This is a genomic window from Plantactinospora sp. KBS50, from assembly GCF_002285795.1.
Lineage (GTDB): Bacteria > Actinomycetota > Actinomycetes > Mycobacteriales > Micromonosporaceae > KBS50.
In genome coordinates, this window is the sequence record NZ_CP022961.1 from 3,923,192 (window position 1) to 3,941,012 (window position 17,821).

16 protein-coding genes and 1 CRISPR repeat array (1 of these 17 only partly in view) are annotated in these 17,821 nt (G+C 71.8%); of the genes, 2 read left to right on the forward strand and 14 right to left on the reverse strand.

Annotated elements, in window-relative coordinates; genetic code table 11:
* A CRISPR array of direct repeats spans positions 1-365; the repeat unit is 26 nt; unit sequence CCCATCACCCCTGGAGGGATCGCAAC; it begins 340 nt to the left of the window's first position.
* A 10-nt stretch (positions 366-375) separates the two neighbouring features.
* Positions 376-654: a Scr1 family TA system antitoxin-like transcriptional regulator gene (locus CIK06_RS32500; RefSeq protein WP_095565662.1), complete on the reverse strand. Its 279-nt coding sequence runs from the start codon at positions 652-654 to the stop codon at positions 376-378.
* Between the two features lie 95 nt (positions 655-749).
* Here CIK06_RS32500 and CIK06_RS17065 point away from each other — a divergent pair, with 95 nt between their 5' ends.
* On the forward strand, positions 750-1,061 hold the full coding sequence (locus tag CIK06_RS17065) for a hypothetical protein (RefSeq protein WP_095565663.1): 312 nt from the start codon (positions 750-752) through the stop codon (positions 1,059-1,061).
* A gap of 289 nt (positions 1,062-1,350) precedes the next feature.
* Here CIK06_RS17065 and CIK06_RS17070 read toward each other — a convergent pair whose 3' ends face one another.
* A complete protein-coding gene (locus CIK06_RS17070) occupies positions 1,351-1,998 on the reverse strand; it encodes a class I SAM-dependent methyltransferase (protein ID WP_095565664.1) in 648 nt (215 codons plus the stop codon).
* 178 nt (positions 1,999-2,176) lie between these two features.
* On the reverse strand, positions 2,177-3,175 hold the full coding sequence (locus tag CIK06_RS17075; protein ID WP_095565665.1) for an aldo/keto reductase: 999 nt from the start codon (positions 3,173-3,175) through the stop codon (positions 2,177-2,179).
* 128 nt (positions 3,176-3,303) lie between these two features.
* On the opposite strand from CIK06_RS17075, the gene CIK06_RS17080 reads away from it, so the two are divergent.
* The gene (locus CIK06_RS17080; RefSeq protein WP_095565666.1) at positions 3,304-4,173 is read left to right on the forward strand and encodes a helix-turn-helix transcriptional regulator; all 870 of its coding nucleotides are present in this window, start codon (positions 3,304-3,306) and stop codon (positions 4,171-4,173) included.
* A gap of 73 nt (positions 4,174-4,246) precedes the next feature.
* Here the strand turns inward: CIK06_RS17080 and CIK06_RS17085 are convergent, their stop codons facing one another.
* Genes CIK06_RS17085 through CIK06_RS17135 form a run of 11 tightly spaced genes read right to left on the reverse strand, consistent with a single transcriptional unit; the run spans position 4,247 to position 17,744 of the window.
* Positions 4,247-5,311 (reverse strand): formylglycine-generating enzyme family protein, encoded by a 1,065-nt coding sequence (locus CIK06_RS17085; protein ID WP_095565667.1) that lies wholly within the window; start codon positions 5,309-5,311, stop codon positions 4,247-4,249.
* Complete coding sequence (locus CIK06_RS17090) at positions 5,308-6,804, reverse strand: arylsulfatase (RefSeq protein WP_095565668.1); 1,497 nt, start codon at positions 6,802-6,804, stop codon at positions 5,308-5,310. The genes CIK06_RS17085 and CIK06_RS17090 overlap by 4 nt, the downstream gene beginning before the upstream one ends.
* Complete coding sequence (locus tag CIK06_RS17095) at positions 6,801-8,447, reverse strand: hypothetical protein (protein WP_095565669.1); 1,647 nt, start codon at positions 8,445-8,447, stop codon at positions 6,801-6,803. Before CIK06_RS17095 ends, CIK06_RS17090 begins: the two co-directional genes overlap by 4 nt.
* Before the next feature lie 25 nt (positions 8,448-8,472).
* Positions 8,473-9,924, reverse strand: a complete 1,452-nt coding sequence (locus tag CIK06_RS17100) for a sulfatase (RefSeq protein ID WP_157756810.1) — start codon at positions 9,922-9,924, stop codon at positions 8,473-8,475.
* Positions 9,921-10,817: a carbohydrate ABC transporter permease gene (locus CIK06_RS17105; protein ID WP_198347903.1), complete on the reverse strand. Its 897-nt coding sequence runs from the start codon at positions 10,815-10,817 to the stop codon at positions 9,921-9,923. Before CIK06_RS17105 ends, CIK06_RS17100 begins: the two co-directional genes overlap by 4 nt.
* A complete protein-coding gene (locus tag CIK06_RS17110; protein ID WP_198347904.1) occupies positions 10,814-11,722 on the reverse strand; it encodes a carbohydrate ABC transporter permease in 909 nt (302 codons plus the stop codon). The genes CIK06_RS17105 and CIK06_RS17110 overlap by 4 nt, the downstream gene beginning before the upstream one ends.
* On the reverse strand, positions 11,719-13,119 hold the full coding sequence (locus CIK06_RS17115) for an ABC transporter substrate-binding protein (RefSeq protein WP_095565670.1): 1,401 nt from the start codon (positions 13,117-13,119) through the stop codon (positions 11,719-11,721). Before CIK06_RS17115 ends, CIK06_RS17110 begins: the two co-directional genes overlap by 4 nt.
* Positions 13,116-15,200 carry an ADP-ribosylglycohydrolase family protein gene (locus CIK06_RS17120; RefSeq protein ID WP_095565671.1) on the reverse strand — a complete coding sequence of 695 codons (2,085 nt, stop codon included), beginning with the start codon at positions 15,198-15,200 and terminating at the stop codon, positions 13,116-13,118. The genes CIK06_RS17115 and CIK06_RS17120 overlap by 4 nt, the downstream gene beginning before the upstream one ends.
* A complete protein-coding gene (gene rbsD / locus CIK06_RS17125) occupies positions 15,200-15,589 on the reverse strand; it encodes a D-ribose pyranase (RefSeq protein WP_095565672.1) in 390 nt (129 codons plus the stop codon). The genes CIK06_RS17120 and rbsD overlap by 1 nt, the downstream gene beginning before the upstream one ends.
* Positions 15,589-16,524, reverse strand: coding sequence for a ribokinase (locus tag CIK06_RS17130; protein ID WP_198347905.1), 936 nt, complete (start codon positions 16,522-16,524; stop codon positions 15,589-15,591). The genes rbsD and CIK06_RS17130 overlap by 1 nt, the downstream gene beginning before the upstream one ends.
* On the reverse strand, positions 16,521-17,744 hold the full coding sequence (locus CIK06_RS17135; RefSeq protein ID WP_198347906.1) for a LacI family DNA-binding transcriptional regulator: 1,224 nt from the start codon (positions 17,742-17,744) through the stop codon (positions 16,521-16,523). Before CIK06_RS17135 ends, CIK06_RS17130 begins: the two co-directional genes overlap by 4 nt.
* Between the last annotated feature and the right edge of the window lie 77 nt (positions 17,745-17,821).

Here is a 17,821-nt window from a genome sequence, read left to right on the forward strand (position 1 = left end):
ACCCCTGGAGGGATCGCAACATGTGCACCAGCTCCTGCGCCACCCCCACCAGGGGGAACGTCACCCATCACCCCTGGAGGGATCGCAACGGGCTCAGGAGGCGTTGGGCAGGGCGACGCAGCAGGCCGGTCACCCATCACCCCTGGAGGGATCGCAACGCGGTGGTGTTGGAGGCGGATGTGTTGGATCAGGCGGCGGTCACCCATCACCCCTGGAGGGATCGCAACGCCCTCCGCCCATTCGTCGTTCCAGTTCCGCGACGTCCAGTCGCCCATCACCCCTGGAGGGATCGCAACGCGGTGTACGCGATGAAGTAGCGCATCTGCGCCTCCTCCGTCGCCCATCACCCCTGGAGGGATCGCCGCGGACCGAGGTCTAGGCCGCCGATACCGCTTGACAGCAAGGTCGCCGTATCACCGCAGCCCCGCACACCGGGAACTGCCCCGGGATCCTCGGGACCCGACGCCGCAGCGCGGCCACGTCGAGGATCGCGTCGAACGTGGATGCCTTCGGCGCTGCCCTGGTCAGGAGCTGCTGACGTTCGAGCCGGACCGCGACGGACCGGGCCATCGCGTCCGATTCCACTCCGGGCTTGGTGGCGTCGGCAGCCTCGGCGTGCTCCCGTGCTGCCCACGGCGTTCGAGCCTGCTCCATACCGTCATCAGGCCGGCAGCCCGGTCAACGGCTCGACAGGACCCGGTGGGCCGGGCCCGTTCCAGCGTTGCCGGCGTTGGTCCTATTGTCTTGGCGTGAAGCGCCCACCCCTCCCGATCGCCGTCGCGAGCGGTCTCATCCTCGTCGAGGCGATCGTTTTCATCGTTTTTGGCACTCCGATCCTTGCCGCGCTCGGCGTGCTGACGTCCGCAATATTCATATTTTATACATTGCGGGGAAACCGGCAGATTGCCCGACTTACCATCATCTCCCTGGCCATCAAACTATTAATGTTGATCCCCTATTGGAATCCACTCAGACTGTTTCCTGTGGTGCTGTGGACGGCCGTGACACTGCTGTTCTGGCTGCCAGAGCAGTCTCGGGAGTGGTTCCGGCAGAACGACTGAGCGCTGTCGCGGGAGTCCGTCAGGCTGCGACGAAGGGCGCCGAGGTCGCCCGCATGGGTCGAGGTTCGGCGCCGACAGCGCGGCGACCGGGTGCGGCTCCGACCGTGTCGGGAGGCGGTCCTGCCCCGCGACTCAGGACTCGGGGCGGATCGGGCCGTCGGTGAGATGTACGCCAGGGACCTTACAGGGACCGGCAATAGGACTGGCGGGCTGCGGCGCGCCCTGGCGCTTTGCGCGTCGGTACGCGGGACGGCCGCACAGAACGGGACGGGCGCGGCGCCGCCCTCGCCTAGGCTTTGCGCGCGAGCAGGTGGACCGACTGGAACTGCCGGCGGTCGGTGGGCTGCGGCTCGCAGACCATCCGGGCCACCTCGTCCAGTCCGGACCTGCGCAGCAGGTCGGCGAGGTGGTCGGGCCACCACCTGTGGGCCGGCGCGACGGTGTGGTCGAAGACCTGCGTGGGGTGGGATGGCCCGTCGGTTGCCGAGAAACCGATGAGCAGGTGGCCGCCGGGTGCCAGCACGCGGTGAAACTCGGCCAGGATGGCGGGGACCTCGGCCGGCGGGGTGTGGATGACCGACCAGCGGGACAGTACGCCGCCGAGCGCGCCGTCGGCGATGTCCAACGCGGTCATCGAGCCCTCGTCGAACCGCAGTTTCGGGTACGCCTGCCGGGCCAGTCTGATCATCTCGGTGGAGGCGTCCACGCCGAACGCCGCCAGCCCGAGGTGGTCCAGGTGGTCGGTGATGTGGCCGGGTCCGCACCCCAGGTCCGCCACCTGGCCGTTCCCGCCGGCACGCACGAGGTCGGCGAAGGCGCCGAGGACCGCCCGGTCCAGGGGACTGTCCCGCAACGTGTCGCGGAACATCTGGGCGTACGTCGAGGCAACAGCGTCGTACGCCGTACGGGTGGCCCGGTGGACCTCGTCGTCAAGCATGCCGAAGACCCTAGCCCCCGCCGCACCCCTCGTTGGTCAAGGCGGTTGCCCGCCGGCAAACGCCTCGATCAACAGGCCGAGACAGCCGAGACCGGGCCGGGCAGACGAGGCGAAGCGGGGCCGGGCAGACGAGGCGAGGCCAGGGCGGCGAGGCGGGGGCCGGGCAGGCGGAACGGGGTCAGTTTCCGACGCCGAGGTTGGACATGAAGGCGCTCGGGTAGCGGTCGCCGCGCGCCGCGCCCCGGGGCACCGCCTTCTCGATCTCGGCGAGGTCGTCGGCGCTGAGCGTCAGGTCGGCCGCGGGCAGCGCCTCGGCCAGCCGTTCGCGGGTGCGGGCGCCGACCAGCGGCACGATCTGCGGACCCTGCGCGGCGACCCAGGCGATCGCGAGTTGGGCCACCGTGCAGCCCTTCGCCGAGGCTACCTGCCGCAGCGCCTCGACCAGGGCGAGGTTGTGCTCGACGTTGCCGGCCGCGAACCGTGGGCTGACGCCGCGGTAGTCGCCGGGGCGTATGGCCTGGTCCGCCCGCCACCGGCCGGAGATCAGGCCGCGGCCCAGGACGCCGTACGCGGTCAGCCCGATGCCCAGCTCGCGCAGGGTGGGCAGGATGTCCGCCTCCACCGCGCGGGACAGCAGCGAGTATTCGATCTGCAGGTCGGCGACCGGGTGTACGGCGTGTGCCCGCCGGACGGTGGCGGCGTCGACCTCGGAGAGCCCGACGTGCCGCACGTACCCGGCGTCGACGGCCTCCTTGATGGCGCCCACCGTCTCCTCGATGGGGACCGCCGGGTCGAGCCGGGCGGGCCGGTAGACGTCGATGTGGTCGACGCCGAGCCGGGTGAGCGAGTAGGCCAGGAAGTTCTTCACCGCCTCGGGGCGGCAGTCGTACCCGCCGCCGATTCGCCCGCCCGGTCCGCCCAGCCCGCCGAACTTGACGCTGAGCAGGTAGCTGTCCCGGTCGCGCCCGCGCAGCGCCTCGGCGAGCAGCAGCTCGTTGTGGCCCATGCCGTAGAAGTCGCCGGTGTCGATCAGGGTGATGCCGGCGTCCAGCGCGGCGTGCACGGTGGCGATGCTCTCCGCGCGATCGGCCGGGCCGTAGCCGCCGGACATGCCCATGGCTCCCAGTCCGAGCGTGGAGACCGCCGGCCCGGTACGGCCCAGGGTTGTCGTCTGCATCGCGTACTCCTTCGGGGTTGGTGTCGGTTCCCAGGCTGCCCCCGGTGCGAGGGTGGCGGGAGCGGACCGGTCATCGTGGGATCGCCGCTCCCTGGTTGGGCGTGCCGCCGGCGCGGCAGCATGGGGGCATGCAGCGTGACCAGCTCGCCGATTTTCTGCGCCGCCGCCGGGCGGCGATCCGGCCGGCCGACGTGGGCATCGCCGAGGGGCCGCGCCGCCGTACGGTGGGGCTGCGCCGGGAGGAGGTGGCCCGGCTGGCCGGCATGTCGGTGGACTATGTCGTACGCCTGGAGCAGGGTCGCAGCAGCCAGCCGTCGACGCAGTTGCTCGGGGCGCTGGCCCGGGCGTTGCGGCTCTCCGACGACGAGCGTGATCACCTGTTCCACCTGGCCGGGCAGCAGCCGCCGCCGTCGGTCGGGACGGCCCGGCTGGCGCGTGCCGGCCTGCTCCGGCTGCTGGACCTGATCGACGACACGCCGGCGGTGGTGCTGTCGGATCTGGGCGAGGTGCTGGCCCAGAACCGGGCATCGGTGCTGCTGACGGGCGATCACAGCGGTTTCGCAGGCGACCGCCGCTATGTGGCGTACCGCTGGTTCACCGAGCCGGCGGCCCGCGCGGTCCATCCGCCGGCGGAGCACGAGCGGCACGCCCGGCAGCTCGTGGCGGATCTGCGGGCGGTGGCCGGCCGCCGGCCGGACGATCCCACGGTCAACGGGTTGGTGGGCCGGTTGCGGGCCGCGAGCGGGGAGTTCCGGCGGCTGTGGGCCGAGCATGAGGTGGCGGTGCGGCGGATGGACCGCAAGACGCTCGTGCATCCGCGGGTGGGTCCGCTGGTGATGGACTGCGAGACGCTGGTCACCCCCGATCAGGGCCAGTTGCTGCTGGTGCTCACCCCGGCCGATGTCGAGGCCCGGGAGCGGCTGGATCTGCTGCGGGTGCTCGGGGTGCAGGAGTTCGCCACGCGGGCGCCGCGGTCCGCGGACGCCCGGCCGCGTTGATCACGGCGGCGGGCGCCGGACGCGGCCGGCTCAGGCGGCACAGCGGGCGGCGGGGTCAGGCGGCGCAGCGGGGTCAGGTGGCGCAGCGGAACCCGAGGTGCCCGGTCGCGCTGTCCGGGCCGCTCATGGTGCGGGCGGCGACCCGGTAGCGGTTGCAGTACGACTCGTGGCACAGGTACGAGCCGCCGCGCATGACCCGGCCGACGCCCTCGGGTGGCCCCACCGGGTCGTGCCGGGTCTCCGGCCGGTCGGCGGCGTGCCAGTCGGGGCTGAACCAGTCCGCGCACCATTCCCACACGTTGCCCGAGGTGTTGTAGAGGCCGAACGCGTTCGGCCGGTACGCGCCCACGGGTGCGGTCCCGACGTGGCCGTCGGCGCCGGTGTCGCGGTGCGGGAACTCGCCCTGCCAGGTGTTGCAGCGGTGCTGGCGGCGCGGGGTGAACTCGTCGCCCCACGGGAATCGTGCCCCGTCCAGGCCGCCGCGGGCGGCGCGTTCCCACTCGGCCTCGGTGGGTAGCCGCTTGCCCGCCCAGGCGGCGTAGGCGGTGGCGTCCTGCCACGACACGTGGACGACGGGATGGTTCTGGATGTCGGTGATGCCGCTGCCCGGTCCCGCCGGGTGCCGCCACTGTGCCTCCTGCACGGCCAGCCACCAGGGCGCCTGCGGCACGCCGGCGTTGAGCACCCGCTGCCGGGCCGGCCCGCGGACGAACTGGTGGAAGACGAACGACCAGCCGAACCGTTCGGCCTCGGTGACGTACCCGGTGGCCTTCACGAACGCCGCGAACTGGGCGTTGGTGACGGCCCGCGGGTCGATGTGGTACGCCGAGACGGTGACCTCGCGGACCGGTCCCTCGCCGTCGTCGGGGAACGCGTCCGGGTCGTCGCCGCCCATCCGGAACGTTCCGGCCGGGATGGCGACCATGCCGCGGCGTACCTGGGCGGGGTCCCGGTCGGGTGGGGTGAACCCCCAGCGCGCGGCCGGGTCGCCCTCGGCGCGCTCGGCGGTGCGCGGCCCGGCGCCGGCCGCACCGCCACCCGCCGCCGCACCGCCACCCGCCGCCGCCGCGGCAGCGGCGGCGGCGGCGGCAGCGGCGGTGCCGGCACCGGGCTGGCCTGGGGCGCAGCATGCTGTCATGCCGGCGACCCTAGCTCGACGTCGAACGGCAGGCCGCTGGAAGGGTCGCCACAGATCACCCGAAGGTGGTCATACATCTCGGCCACCACCGCGGGCTCGGACCGCCACCGGTTGTCCGTCTCGGCGGGGTCGGCCCGTACGTCGTAGAGCTGCCCGTCGGGGTGTCCGGCGTCCCACGGCGGTGCCGGGTGCGCCTTGCCGGAGCCGGTGGCGAACAGGTCGCCGATCGACGGCTCGGAGAACCCGCCGCCGGCCCCGGCCGAGAAGATCGCCTTCCACCGGCCGCGGCGCAGCGCGAACCGGCCGCCGAGGCTGTGGTGCACGATCGGCCGGTCCGGGTCGCCGTCCTGCGTGCCCGCGAGGACGCCCAGGACGTTGCGGCCGTCCTCGGCGGCGCCGGGCGGCACGTCCGCCCCGGTGGCGGCCGAGACGGTCGGCAGCAGGTCGGTCAGGCAGATCGGGGCGTCCACCACGGTGCCGGCCGGCAGCCGTCCGGGCCACCGGGCCAGGAACGGCTCCCGGTGGCCGCCGTCCCACAGGTCGCCCTTCTGGCCCCGCCAGTCGCCGTTGGGCCGGTGCCGCGTGACGTCGCCGTCGTCGGTGAAGATCGTCGGCGCGCCGTTGTCGCTGGTGACGATGAACAGGGTGTCGTCCAGGACGCCCTTGGCGGCCAGCGCCGCCCGCAGTTGCCCGACCGCCCAGTCGACCAGGCAGACCCCGTCGGCCCGGTCGCCGAGGCCGGAGCGGCCGCGCAGGAAGGCCGGCGGTACGTTCGGCCGGTGCGGGGCCGACGGCGCCAGGTAGCACAGGAACGGCTCCTGCTGGGCCTCGATCCAGCGCACCGCCTCGGCGACGAACCGGACGTCGACCTCGGTCTCGTCGAAGTCCTCGGTCTGCCGGCCGGGCCGCTGTTCGGTGAGGTAGGTCCGCTTCTCCCGGTCCGGTACGCCGAGCGTGCGGTCCTGGTCGATGAAGGCGTACGGGGGCATGTCGAGCGATCCGGCGATGCCGAAGAACCGGTCGAAGCCGAGCGCGGTCGGGCCGCCGGTGACCGGCGCGGTGTAGTCGATGTCCCGGCCGAAGTCGGTCTCGATGTCGTCGTGCAGGCGGGCGCCGGGGGCGAAGGCGTCCCGGACCGATCCGTCGGTGTGCCGCCAGCCCAGGCCGAGGTGCCACTTGCCGAAGGCGCCGGTGGCGTACCCGGCGGCGTGCAGCACCGCGGCGAGGGTGGGTCGGGCCGGCTCGATGAGAGCCGGCCCGTGGCCCATCAGCACGAAGTTCTTCAGCGGACCGCGCCAGGCGTACCGGCCGGTCATCAGCGCGTACCGGCTCGGGGTGCAGACCGCGGAGGCCGAGTGGCAGTCGGTGGCCCGCACGCCCTCGGCGGCCAGCCGGTCGATCTCCGGGGTGGGGATCGCGGACCCGTAGCTGCCGAGGTCGCCCCAGCCCATGTCGTCGGCCAGTACGACGACGACGTTGGGTCGTGCGGTCATGTCCAGCAGCTCCCGTCCTGGCTCTTGGCGATCCGGATCGCGTTGGTGCTGGCCGGGTCGATGTCGAAGGTGCCGGCGTTCCAGATGCAGTTGGCGCCGTCGTAGACGTTCACGAAGTTGATGTTGCGGGCCTTGTGCGTGCCGTCGATCCCGCGCACGACGTTGGGCTGCGAGTACTGGCTGTACGAGTGGATGTTGCGGAAGATGAGCTGGTCGAGTTCGCCGTAGCCCTTGCTCGGGTCGTACCACTTGTTGTTCTCGACGGCGAGGTAGAACAGCCGCCAGTTGGCGTTCTCGACCCGGATGTTCTCGAACAGGTAGCGGTGGGGTGTGCCGGAGCCGGCGTGCAGCGCCCGGAAGACTGCCGGTTTCGCCAGGAAGTAGTGCTCCACGTGGATGACGTCGTTGTCGTAGACGTGGAAGTTCTGGCTGTCCACCTCCAGGTTCCAGCTGATCATGAAGGAGGCGCCGTTCTCCAACTGCCAGATGGTGTTCTTCCGGGCGATGGTGTCGCCCCAGAACAGCTTGATCGAGTCGTCGTTGGACTTGACGAAGTTGTTCTCCAGCAGGCTCTTGTTCCCGCCCACCATGCCGTCGGTGGAGTACCACCAGGACATCGTCTTGACGTTCTCGATCGTGGTGTATTGGGCCAGCGCCCGGACGTTGAACCGGGGCGCGTTGACGATGGTGATCCCCTCGATGAGCACGTTCGTTGAGCTCTGGTCGGCGATGTCGATGATGCCCGGCTGGTTCTTGTTCAGGTCCTGGTCACCGGTGTCCAGGAAGAGCCCGTCGATGATGCCGCGACCCTTGATGGTCAGGTTGTGCACGGCGCCCGGGGCGATGAACGCGGCCTGCAGGTACGCCCCGCCGGCCAGGTAGATGGTCTGGTTGTCCTGGAGCACCTGGCCGGCGCCGAGGTAGTGCACCCCGGGGCCGAAGTAGCGCACGTTCGGGTCGCCGGTGGCCGGCGGGACGTCGTTCTCCGGCGGGTTGGCGAAGACCAGCATCGGGTGCGCGATCGGGTTGTGGATGTTCGGGTTGAACTCCACCGAGACGTTGCGGGGCTGGCTCATCGTGAACGTGCAGACGTTGTTCGCGTACGAGGTGGCGATGGCCGCCGCGTAGGGGCGCACCATGCAGCCGGTCAGGCCGCTCTGGTTCAGCGCCGTCACCTGCACCGTCACCGATCCGCTGAAGGAGAACGAGGTCCACGAGGTGTCCTCCTCCCGGTTGGTGTCGGTCTTGCGGGCCAGCGCCTGGTAGGTGAAGGACGACTGCCCGTTGACGGTGACCGCGTACCGGTTGGAGGCCGCCACCCCGGACGGTCCCGGGTAGAGGCTCAGCGCCGGGCCGGCGCCCGGGGTGATGTCGCCGTAGGGCAGCGTGGCGCGCTGCGCGGCGATCGCCGACTCGGTGGCGGCGGTCGAGGCGGTGATGCTGGCGGCGATGGAGTCCACGGTGGACAGGCCGCCGTTGATGTCGGTGACGGTGCCGCCGTAGTCGTACTGCTTGCCGACGTACGGCGCGCCGTTCGCGGTGGCCGGGGCCGCGGTCAGCAGCGCCGCGACGAGGGTGAGGACGGCGGTGCCGACGATCGCGGCGAGCCGCCGCCGGCCGGTCGTGTGGGAGCGGATGCGCATGGTGTCACCTTCCGGAGGGGATGGCTCAGCCGAACCGCTTCTGGTGTTCCGCCTTCGGGTCCCAGGTGTTCAGGCCCGGGCAGCCGAACGCCGGGGCGAGCACGTAGTGGTCGTAGCTCTCGGCCAACCGGGCGCGCAGCAGCTCGTGGTGCTGTTTCACCAGGTCCGCGTGGTCCGGGTCGTCCACCAGATTGGTCAGCTCGTACGGATCGGACTCCAGGTCGAAGAACTGCCACGGCTTGCCGCCGTGCGCGTCGCCGAGCACCGTGTACTTGTGGCGGCGGGTGCGGATGCCGCGCCAGGTCTCCTCGTGGAACGGGACCTCCGGCCGCATCTCGGCGACGAACTCCAGCAGCACCGCGTCCCGGTCCAGGCCCTCGGCCTGGCCGCGGGCGACAGGCGCCAGGTTCAGGCCCGGTTTCGGGTCGCGGGGGGTGATCCCGGCGAGGCCGAGCAGGGTCGGGAAGAGGTCCTCGGTGCAGACCGGGTCGGCCACGGTACGGCCGCCGCCGCCGACGTTCCCGATGATCAGCGGGATGCCGATCGACTCCTCCCACGGTCGCTGCTTGGCCAGCACGCCGTGGCAGCCGAGCAGTTCGCCGTGGTCGGCGGTGAGCGCGATGATGGTGTTGTCCAGTTGCCCGCTCGCGCGCAGCGCGGCGACCAGCCGGCCCACGTTGTCGTCCAGGTTCTCGATCATCGCGTAGTACACCCGCAGGTCGTCCAGGAGGTCCCGGCCGTGCGGCCCGCGCTTGCGGTACTCCTTGTCCACCTCGACGTTGTCGCGCAGCACCAGTTCGCGGTCCCGCCACCGGTCCAGGTACTCCGGCGGCGCGGTGAACAGCGGGTGCGGGGGTTCCACGGACAGCACCGCCGCGAACGGCTCCCGCTGTCCCGCCGTACCGTCGCCGGTGGCGGACCCGGCGCCGGTCGCGCCGGCCGGGCCGCCGGTGGCGTAGTCGATGGCCAGGTCGAACAGGCCGTCGGTCTGGTAGCCCTCGATCTTGCGCATCGTCGGGTCGTCGTGGGTGGAGTACCAGGTGTCGTACGGGTCGTTGCAGATGTCGAAGCCGGCGAAGTGCTGGAAACGGCCCTGGAAGGGGCGCGGCACCGGGGTACGCGACGCCTTGACCACGTTGTGCCCCGGGTAGTGGCCGAAGTTGCCGTACAGGTGCCACTTGCCGAACAGCGCGGTGCGGTAGTCGGCCTCGTTGAACTCGTCGGCGAGGGTCCGCTCGGCCGGCGACATCCGCCACTCGATCGACGGGATGAACCGGGTGTGCGCGTACTCCCCGGTCATCAGCGAGAACCGGAACGGCACACAGACCGGGTACGTCGAGGAGGCGGCGGTGAACCGGGTTCCCGAGGCGGCCAGGGCGTCGATGTTCGGCGTGCTGACGTTCGGGTCGCCGTAGCAGCCCAGCGCCTGCCGGCGCAGTTGGTCGGAGATGATCAGGATGATGTTGGGTCGGGTCACTTCAAACCCCCCGAGGTCAGGCCCGCGACGAACCGCCGTTGCAGGGCGAGGAACAGGATCACCACGGGGAGCAGCATGAACAGCGCGGCGGCGCTGGTCAGTCCCCAGTCGGTCGAGTGCTGGTCCTGGAAGGCCAGGAAGCTGGTGGAGATGGGCCGCTTGGACGGGTCGTGGATGAAGGTGATCGCCCAGAAGAACTCGTTCCAGGCCATCAGGCCGGCGATCAGGCCGACGGTGAGGAAGCCCGGCCAGGCCAGCGGCAGCACCACCCGGCGGGCGATCTGCGCGTCCGACGCCCCGTCCAGCCGGGCCGCCTCGACGAAGTCGGTCGGCACCTTCACCAGGAAGCTGCGCAGCAGCAGGGTGGCGAACGGCGCGTCGACGGCCCAGTAGATGATCATCAGGCCGAACAGGCTGTCGGTCAGCCGCAGCTCGGTCCAGAGGAAGAACAGCGGCACCACGAACAGCTGCACCGGCAGCGAGCTGCCGAGGAACAGGTACGCCAGCACCCCGTTGCCGCCGGGCACCCGCAGGTGGCTGAGCGCGTACGCGGCCATCCCGGCGATCACGCAGGTGCCCGCGACGGTGCCCACGCACAGGATCGCGCTGTTCTTCATGGTGACGGCGAAGTCGCCCCGGGTCCACGCCTCGGTGAAGTTGGTCAGGCTCAGCGACGAGGGCGGGGTGAGCGGGCTGGCGCCGATCTGGGCGTTGTTCTTGAACGCGTTGAACAGCAGCGCCACCAGCGGGCCGATCGCGAACAGCGCCAGCACCACCAGGACCAGGTACGCCGGGAACAGTCCCCGGCCGCGCCGGGGACGCCGGGCCGGCGGCGCGGTGTCCGGAGCCGGGGCCGATGCCGAGGCCGGTGGACGCATGGTGGCCGCGGTCATGTCTCCCACCCCCGCTTGCGCAGAATCTGGTACACCGCGAGCACCATCGCGGTGACGACGGTCATCGACAGACCGAGCGCCGCGGCGTACCCGGCGGAGTACTCGTTGAACGCCTGCTTGTACATGAGCGTCGCCATGACCTCGCTGGACCCGGCCGGGCCGCCCTCGGTCATGATGAAGATGTAGTCGAACGCCTTGAGCGTCCAGATCACGGTCATCAGCAGGATGAACACGACCGTCGGCCGGATGCCGGGCAGGGTGACCGAGCGGAACCGCTGCCAGCCGTTGGCGCCGTCGACCTTGGCCGCGTCGTACAGCTGCGGGTCGACGCCCTGCATCGCGGCGAAGAAGATCACCGCGAGGAAGCCCCACCAGTGCCAGTTGACCACGAAGTTGACGCTCAGCAGCGAGGTGGCCGGGTCACCCAGCCACGCCTGGTCGATGCCGAGGACGTGCCCGAGCCCGCTGGTCGGCGAGAGCAGCATCTTCCACACCGCCGCGTTGACCACGCTGGCCACCACGTACGGGATGAAGTACAGCGCCCGGAACAGCATCTGGAACCGGCGGACCTGCGAGAGCAGGTGCGCCCCGAGCAGCCCCATGGCCATCGGTACGGACAGGAACAGGACGAACCAGACCGTGTTGTGCCACAGCGCCGCGTGCACCTTGTCGTCGCCGAAGGCCCGGACGTAGTTGTCCAACCCGATGAACGTCGCCGGGCCCAGCCCCGACCAGTCGGTGAGCGAGTAGTAGACGGTGGCGACCGAGGGTCCGATCACCACCAGGCCGTTGAGCAGCAGCAGCGGCGCCAGGAACAGCCACCCGACCAGCCTGCCGCGCCGGCCGGGCCGGCCCCGGGCGCGCGCTCCCGCGCGCGGCCGGGCCGGCACCGACGTCGCCGTCACTTGGCCGCACCCCGCGGCATCAACTGCGGCAGGTTGCCCTCGGCCCGCTCGGTGTTGAACTGCTCGGCCAGCTTGGCGCAGTAGTCCTTCGGCGACATCTTGCCGGTGAGCACCTGCTCCAGCCCCTCGTAGACGAAGACGTCCGCCTTCGGCGGCCACCAGGTCCAGGTGACGTAGCCGTAGTTGCCGTTCTGGATGGCCTGGTTGACCGAGGTCAGCACCCGGCCGGACCGCGGGTCGATGCGGTCGGGGATCTCGCTCTCGTCGAACGTGATCGGGATGTTGTACGTCGCCGGCACGTCGGCCATCCGCTCCAGCGCCGCCGCCTTGTCGGTGTAGTACCAGTTGAGGTAGCTGGCCGCGGCGTCCTGGTTCTTGCTGTTCGCGTTGATCGCCAGCGATCCGCCGATGCCCATCTCGAACAGCGGGTAGGCCACCTCCGGGCGCAGCGCCGGGTACGGCATCCAGTCCCAGTCGTTGTCGTTCTTGGCGGCGGAGCCGAAGAAGCTGCCCACCTGGCTCATGAACCAGCCGCCCTGCGGCACCATGGCGTACCCGCCCTGGCCGAACTTGGCGCCGACCTCCTGGGCCGGGACGGAGAACCACTTGTCGGTGCCGCCGGTGAACCAGCCCTTGTCGAAGTAGCTCTTGAGCAGCGCCACCGAGTCGACGAAGACCGGGTCGGTGAACTGGATGTCACCCTTGAGCGCCTGGTACAGCGCGTCCGGGCCGGCGTAGTGGTTCCAGAACACCGTCATCAGCCACTCGCCGGCGGCCTTCCAGTCGGTGTTCGACGAGCCGAACGGGATGATGCCCTGGCCGTTGGCCTCGGTGGCCAGCGCCTCCAGCTCGTCGCGGTTGGTCGGCTGCTGCCAGCCCTTGTCCGCGAACAGCGTCTTGTTGAAGTACAGCAGCATGGTGTCGACCCGCATCGGCAGCGCGTACAGCTTGCCGTCCTGGGTGAACGCCTGGATCGCCCACTCGGCGAGGTGGCTGTTCCAGTCCCACTTCTTCGCGTACCCGCTCAGGTCGGCCAGCACGTGCGCCTTGCTCCAGGCGATGGTCTGGGTGGCGGCCGGGCCGCGGACGATGTCCGGGCCGGACTTGGCCTGCAAAGCGGTCTGCACCAGCCGGCGCAGGTCCGCGCCCTTGTAGAAGGTGGTGTTCAGGTCGATTTTCGGGTTGGCCTTCTCGAACGGCGCGACCACCTTGTCCAGGAAGTACTTCTGGTTGGCGTCGCCGGTCACGTCGATCCAGAAGTCGACGGTGCCGGTACCGTCGCCGGCGGCGCTGTCGCCGCCGCCGCACCCGGTGAGCAGCCCGGGTACGGCGAGGCCGAGGCCCGCCAGTCCGGCGCTGGACAGGAGACTACGACGGCTCAGGTGTGGTCCAGTCATCGGTTTCCCTCTTCGGATGTTCGGCCGGGACGCGTGTCCCGGTCGGGATGGGCGGAGATGGTGACGGTGTGGGTCGTGGTGCGACCCTCGGTGACCGTGAGGGCGACACCTCCTTCGGAGTAGGCGCCGTCCCGCAGGTCGAAGACCTGGTCGCCGTCGACGTCCGCGCGTAGCCGGTCGCCGACGGCCGCCAGCCGTAGCTGGTGGGTGTCGCCGAACTCCCACGGGAACGCCCGTTCGGCCAGCACGGTGTCGCCGCGGGTGAGCCGGACCCGGTCCCGGCCGGCCAGTTCGAGCCGGTAGTGCCGGCGCAGGCCCTGCACCCGGATCGCGATGCCCGCGGCCTCGGCCAGGTGCGGTGTCACGTCGGCGGTGACGGCGTAGTCGCGCCACTCGCGGGCGCCGGTGATGAGCATGCCGGTGCCGGTGTTCTGCACGATCCGGTACGGCTCGGGCCACCGGTCGTCGAACCGGTCGACGGCCTGCACCCAGGCCCGGCGCCACATGCTTCCCCCGTCGGCGGGGCGGGACAGCCGGGTGTCGGCGGCGCCGTCCCAATCGAGCTGGTGCAGGTGGGCCGGGCCGCCGGTCTGCACGCCGACCGCGACGACCGGCTGTCCGTCCAGGTCGGGGACCGTCCAGACCAGGTCGGTCGGCCGCGCCGGAGAGCCCTCGGGGCCGAGGATCGTCCGGACCTCGTCGGTGCCGGTGTAGACCTGGATCGCCAGCCGGGCCGGGCCGGACACCCGGGCCCGGACGGTCTGCCCGGGATACAGGGTCGGGCTGGCGACCAGGCCGTAGATCGGCATGTCGCGGGCCTCCGGCGGGACGAACGTCGGGGTGACCACGAGTTGCGCCGAGTCGATGGCCAGCCGGCCGCCGTCGTTGTGCGGTGCGCCGCCGGTGTCCGGCACCCCGTCGCCGAACGCGTTGCGCTCCGCGGCGGCGAACCCGTGCACCGAACCGGGCAGGGTGAAGTCGAAACGGGGTCGCGGCGCCGGTCGCGCCGGCCCGCCGTACCGGCTGCGGCCCAGGTCGGCCAGGGCGTGCGCCTCCCGGGCGGCGTCGGTGACGCAGCCGCCCCCGTCGGCGGTGGGCAGGTACATCCGGTCGGCCAGCGGGCCGCGCCAGTCCCGGCCGTTGGCCAGGCCGGCGAGACCGCCGAACACGCCGCAGATGGCACCGACGTTGCCGGCGTTGGAGTCGGTGTCCCAACCCGAGGTGGTGACCACCGTCATGGCCTGGTTGAACTCGCCGCCGCTGTGCGCCAGCGCCGCGATCAGCACCGCGTGGTTGGGCACCACGTGGCAGTTGCCGCCGTACCGGTGGTAGCCGTACCGCTCGTCGATCCGGCGGTAGGTGTCCTTCCAGTCCTCGTGCTCGGCCGCCCAACCCCGCACGTCGGCGATGACCCGGGCGATCAGGCTGTCGGCCGGGATCAGCGCGACCGCGGTGTCCAGCAGCCGGTCCATGTCGGTCTCGGTGAAGGCCCCGGCGACCAGCGCCGCGACCACCCGGGCCGCGTGGACGGACTCCCCGTCGTGGCTGACCCGGGCGGCCCGCTCGGCCAGTCGCGCGGCCCCCGCGGGGTCACCCGGGCAGGTCAGCGCGAAGCCCTCGACGAAGATCTGCGCGCCGACCTGCTCGGCGACGACCCGGCCGTTGCGGGCGATGCTGCCGCTCTCCGGCGGCAGCACCCCGGCCTTCATCCGCAGGTACGCGGTGTGTTCGGTGGAGTTGCCCAGGCCGCCCCACCACAGCACGGAGGTGTTCTCGACGATGTAGTTCAGCCAGGTCTGCCCGACCTGCGCGCTGGTCGGGTCGATCCCGGCATCGCGCAGTGCGCGGGGGAAGACGAAGGTGCCGCTGATGTCGTCGTCGGTGACCACCAGCAGGTGGTGCTTGAGCGCGACGTCGGACCGGCCGTTGACGTACCAGGTGACGTCGCCCAGTTCGGCGTGGATCCGGTCGTGCCGCCAGCCCTCGAAGGGCCGGCCCAGGTACACGGCGATGATCTTGCCGAGGACCCCGGCGTACACCCGCTCGGAGTAGTCGGCCGGGACGCTGCCGGTGGCGGTCATCAGAACGGCACCCCCGCTCGCAGGATCACGTTGGCGTACGGGGTGGCCTCGCCGGTGCGCACCGCCGCGCGGGCGCCCCCGGTCAGCGCCTTGAGCCGCTCGTGCGACACCCGGGTCACCGGGATGTCGCCCAGCGCGCCGGTCAGCTCGCCGGCCAGCCGCGGGTCGGTGAGTTCCTCGGCCACGGTGGCCGTCTCGACCACCAGCTCGGCGAGAATCGGCCGGAGCACGCTCAGCAGGCCGGGCTCGCCGCGGGTGTAGACGAGGTCCACGGTCTCCACGTCACCGGGCACCGGAAGGCCCGGGTCCGCCACGACGATCGACTCACCGTGCCCCAGCCCGGTGACCAGGTGGGCCAGCCTCGGGTGCCAGAGTCCTGCCTGGCGCATCACGCCTCCCCTGCCAGTAGTTGATCCAGTTCCGCCGCGGTGGGCAGCGCGGACTGCGCGCCGATCCGCGCGGTGGCCAGGGCACCGGCGGCACAGCCCCGGCGTACCGCCTCGGCCAGCGGCAGACCGGCGGCCTGGGCGTACGCCAGTGCGCCGCAGAAGGCGTCCCCGGCGCCGGTCGTGTCCACCACGGAGGCCGGGAACGCCGGCTGGCTCCAGCCGGTGTCGCCGTCGTGCGCGACGGCGCCGCGGGCGCCGAGCGTGACCACGCAGGCCGCCGGGCCGAGCCGCCGCAGGTCGGCGGCGACCTCGATCCACCGATCGGTACCGGTGGGCGCGGCCCGCCCGGACAGGCTGGCCGCCTCCGTCTCGTTGACCACCAGCACGTCGACCAGTTCCAGCAGCGCGGCCAGGGTCGGGTCGCCGGACTTGGGCAGCGGCGCGGCGTTGAGCTGCACCCGCGCCCCGGCGCGGCGGGCCGCGGTCGCCGCCGCGAGACAGGTGTCGAGCCGTACCTCCAGTTGCAGCACGAGCACGTCGCCGGGGGCGAGCCGGTCGCCGAGGCGGGTCACCGCGGACGCGTCCAGCGCGTGGTTGGCCCCGGGCACCACGACGATGGTGTTCTCGCCGTCGCCGGCCACCACGATCATCGCCACCCCGGTGATGTCCCCGGAGACCACCAGGAGCTGTTCCGGGTCGATCCCGGCGGCGGCGAGGTCGGCGGTGAGCTGCCGGCCGAACGCGTCGGCGCCGACGGCCGCGCAGAGCACCGCCTCGGCCCCGAGCCGGCGGGCGGCGACGGCCTGGTTGGCACCCTTGCCGCCCGGCCGGAACGCGCCCTCGGCGCCGAGCACCGTCTCCCCCGGTACGGGCAGCCGCTCCACCCGGGTGGTGATGTCGACGTTGGCGCTGCCGACCACGATCACCCTGCTCATGCGCTCCCCCCGCCCGACTCGTTGCCGTCGTGCCCGGCCCGGATCCCGTCCCCGACCCGGATCCCGTCCCCGACCCGGCTGTCGCCCGCGGCCCGGCTGTCGCCCGCGGCCCGGCTGCCGCCCGCGGCCGGGGTTTCGCCCGCGGCCCGGCTGTCGCCCGCGGCCGGGGTTTCGTCCGCGTCCCCGCCGGGCGGGTCGGGGCAGCCGCAGGATCCCCGCGCGACGAGCGAGGTCGGCACCACCGAGGTGGTGGTGTCCGCGCTGGTGCCGTCAAACTGGGCCAGCAGCCGGTTCATCGCGGTGCGGCCGAGTTCGGCGAACGGCTGGGCCATGGTGGTCAGCGCCGGCGTCGAGTAGGCCGCCGCGGCGATACCGTCGAACGAGGCGATCGCCACGTCCTGCGGGCAGCGGATACCGCGCTGCTGCAACGCCCGCAGCGCACCGAAGGCCTGCTCGTCGCTGGCCACGAAGACGCCGTCGTAGTCGCCGCCCGAGAGCAGTTCCCGCGCGCCCCGGTAACCGGCGCGCCGGCCGAACTCCCCGTGCCAGACGGCCATCTCGCTGGTGCGTACACCGGCCGCGGCCAGGGCGTCCCGCCAGCCGGCCACCCGCAGGTTGGCCGGTACCACGTCCTCGGGTCCGGAGATGCAGGCGATGCGCTTGCGGCCGTGCGCGAGCAGGTGCTCGGTGGCCTGGCGGGCGCCGGCCCGGTTGTCCGTGACGACGGCCGGTGCGGCGCCACCCGGGCTCTGCCGGTCCAGCGCCACCCACGGGACCCGGGAACGCTGCAACTCGGGCAGCACCCGGGCCGGTCCGTGCGCGGGGACCAGGAACAGGCCGTCGACCCGCCGGGCCAGGAAGGTACGTACGTAGCTGGTCTGCCGTTCGTCGTCCTCGGCCGCGTTCCCGATCAGCAGCGTGTAGCCGGTGGCGAAGGCGGCCTCCTCGATGGCCCGGGCGAGTTCGGCGAAGAACGGGTTGGCGGTGTCGGGCACCACCAGCCCGAGCGTCATGGTGCGGTTCATCCGCAGCGACCGGGCGATGCCGTTCGGGCGGTAGCCGAGCTGTTCCACCGCGGCGAGCACCCGGGCCTTGGTCGCCGGCGCGACGCCACGGGGGCCACCGTTGAGTACGTAGCTCACCACGGCCGGTGAGGTACCGGCCAGTCGCGCCACATCGGCCCGGCGTACTGCCACCACGAACTCCTCAGCGTCGGTCATCAACCCGTGTTGCTAACGTGTTACGCGACATGCTGTGACCAGCTTCATCGGTTGCGCAACACGTGTTGATGACCGTG

Excerpts from the sequence above, each read along its gene's own strand:
- CIK06_RS32500 (WP_095565662.1), bottom strand. The coding sequence starts at position 654 with ATGGAGCAGGCTCGAACGCCGTGGGCAGCACGGGAGCACGCCGAGGCT.
- CIK06_RS17070 (WP_095565664.1), bottom strand. The coding sequence starts at position 1,998 with ATGCTTGACGACGAGGTCCACCGGGCCACCCGTACGGCGTACGACGCT.
- CIK06_RS17075 (WP_095565665.1), bottom strand. The coding sequence starts at position 3,175 with ATGCAGACGACAACCCTGGGCCGTACCGGGCCGGCGGTCTCCACGCTC.
- CIK06_RS17080 (WP_095565666.1), top strand. The coding sequence starts at position 3,304 with ATGCAGCGTGACCAGCTCGCCGATTTTCTGCGCCGCCGCCGGGCGGCG.
- CIK06_RS17085 (WP_095565667.1), bottom strand. The coding sequence starts at position 5,311 with ATGACAGCATGCTGCGCCCCAGGCCAGCCCGGTGCCGGCACCGCCGCT.
- CIK06_RS17090 (WP_095565668.1), bottom strand. The coding sequence starts at position 6,804 with ATGACCGCACGACCCAACGTCGTCGTCGTACTGGCCGACGACATGGGC.
- CIK06_RS17095 (WP_095565669.1), bottom strand. The coding sequence starts at position 8,447 with ATGCGCATCCGCTCCCACACGACCGGCCGGCGGCGGCTCGCCGCGATC.
- CIK06_RS17105 (WP_198347903.1), bottom strand. The coding sequence starts at position 10,817 with ATGACCGCGGCCACCATGCGTCCACCGGCCTCGGCATCGGCCCCGGCT.
- CIK06_RS17115 (WP_095565670.1), bottom strand. The coding sequence starts at position 13,119 with ATGACTGGACCACACCTGAGCCGTCGTAGTCTCCTGTCCAGCGCCGGA.
- CIK06_RS17120 (WP_095565671.1), bottom strand. The coding sequence starts at position 15,200 with ATGACCGCCACCGGCAGCGTCCCGGCCGACTACTCCGAGCGGGTGTAC.
- rbsD (WP_095565672.1), bottom strand. The coding sequence starts at position 15,589 with ATGCGCCAGGCAGGACTCTGGCACCCGAGGCTGGCCCACCTGGTCACC.
- CIK06_RS17130 (WP_198347905.1), bottom strand. The coding sequence starts at position 16,524 with ATGAGCAGGGTGATCGTGGTCGGCAGCGCCAACGTCGACATCACCACC.
- CIK06_RS17135 (WP_198347906.1), bottom strand. The coding sequence starts at position 17,744 with ATGACCGACGCTGAGGAGTTCGTGGTGGCAGTACGCCGGGCCGATGTG.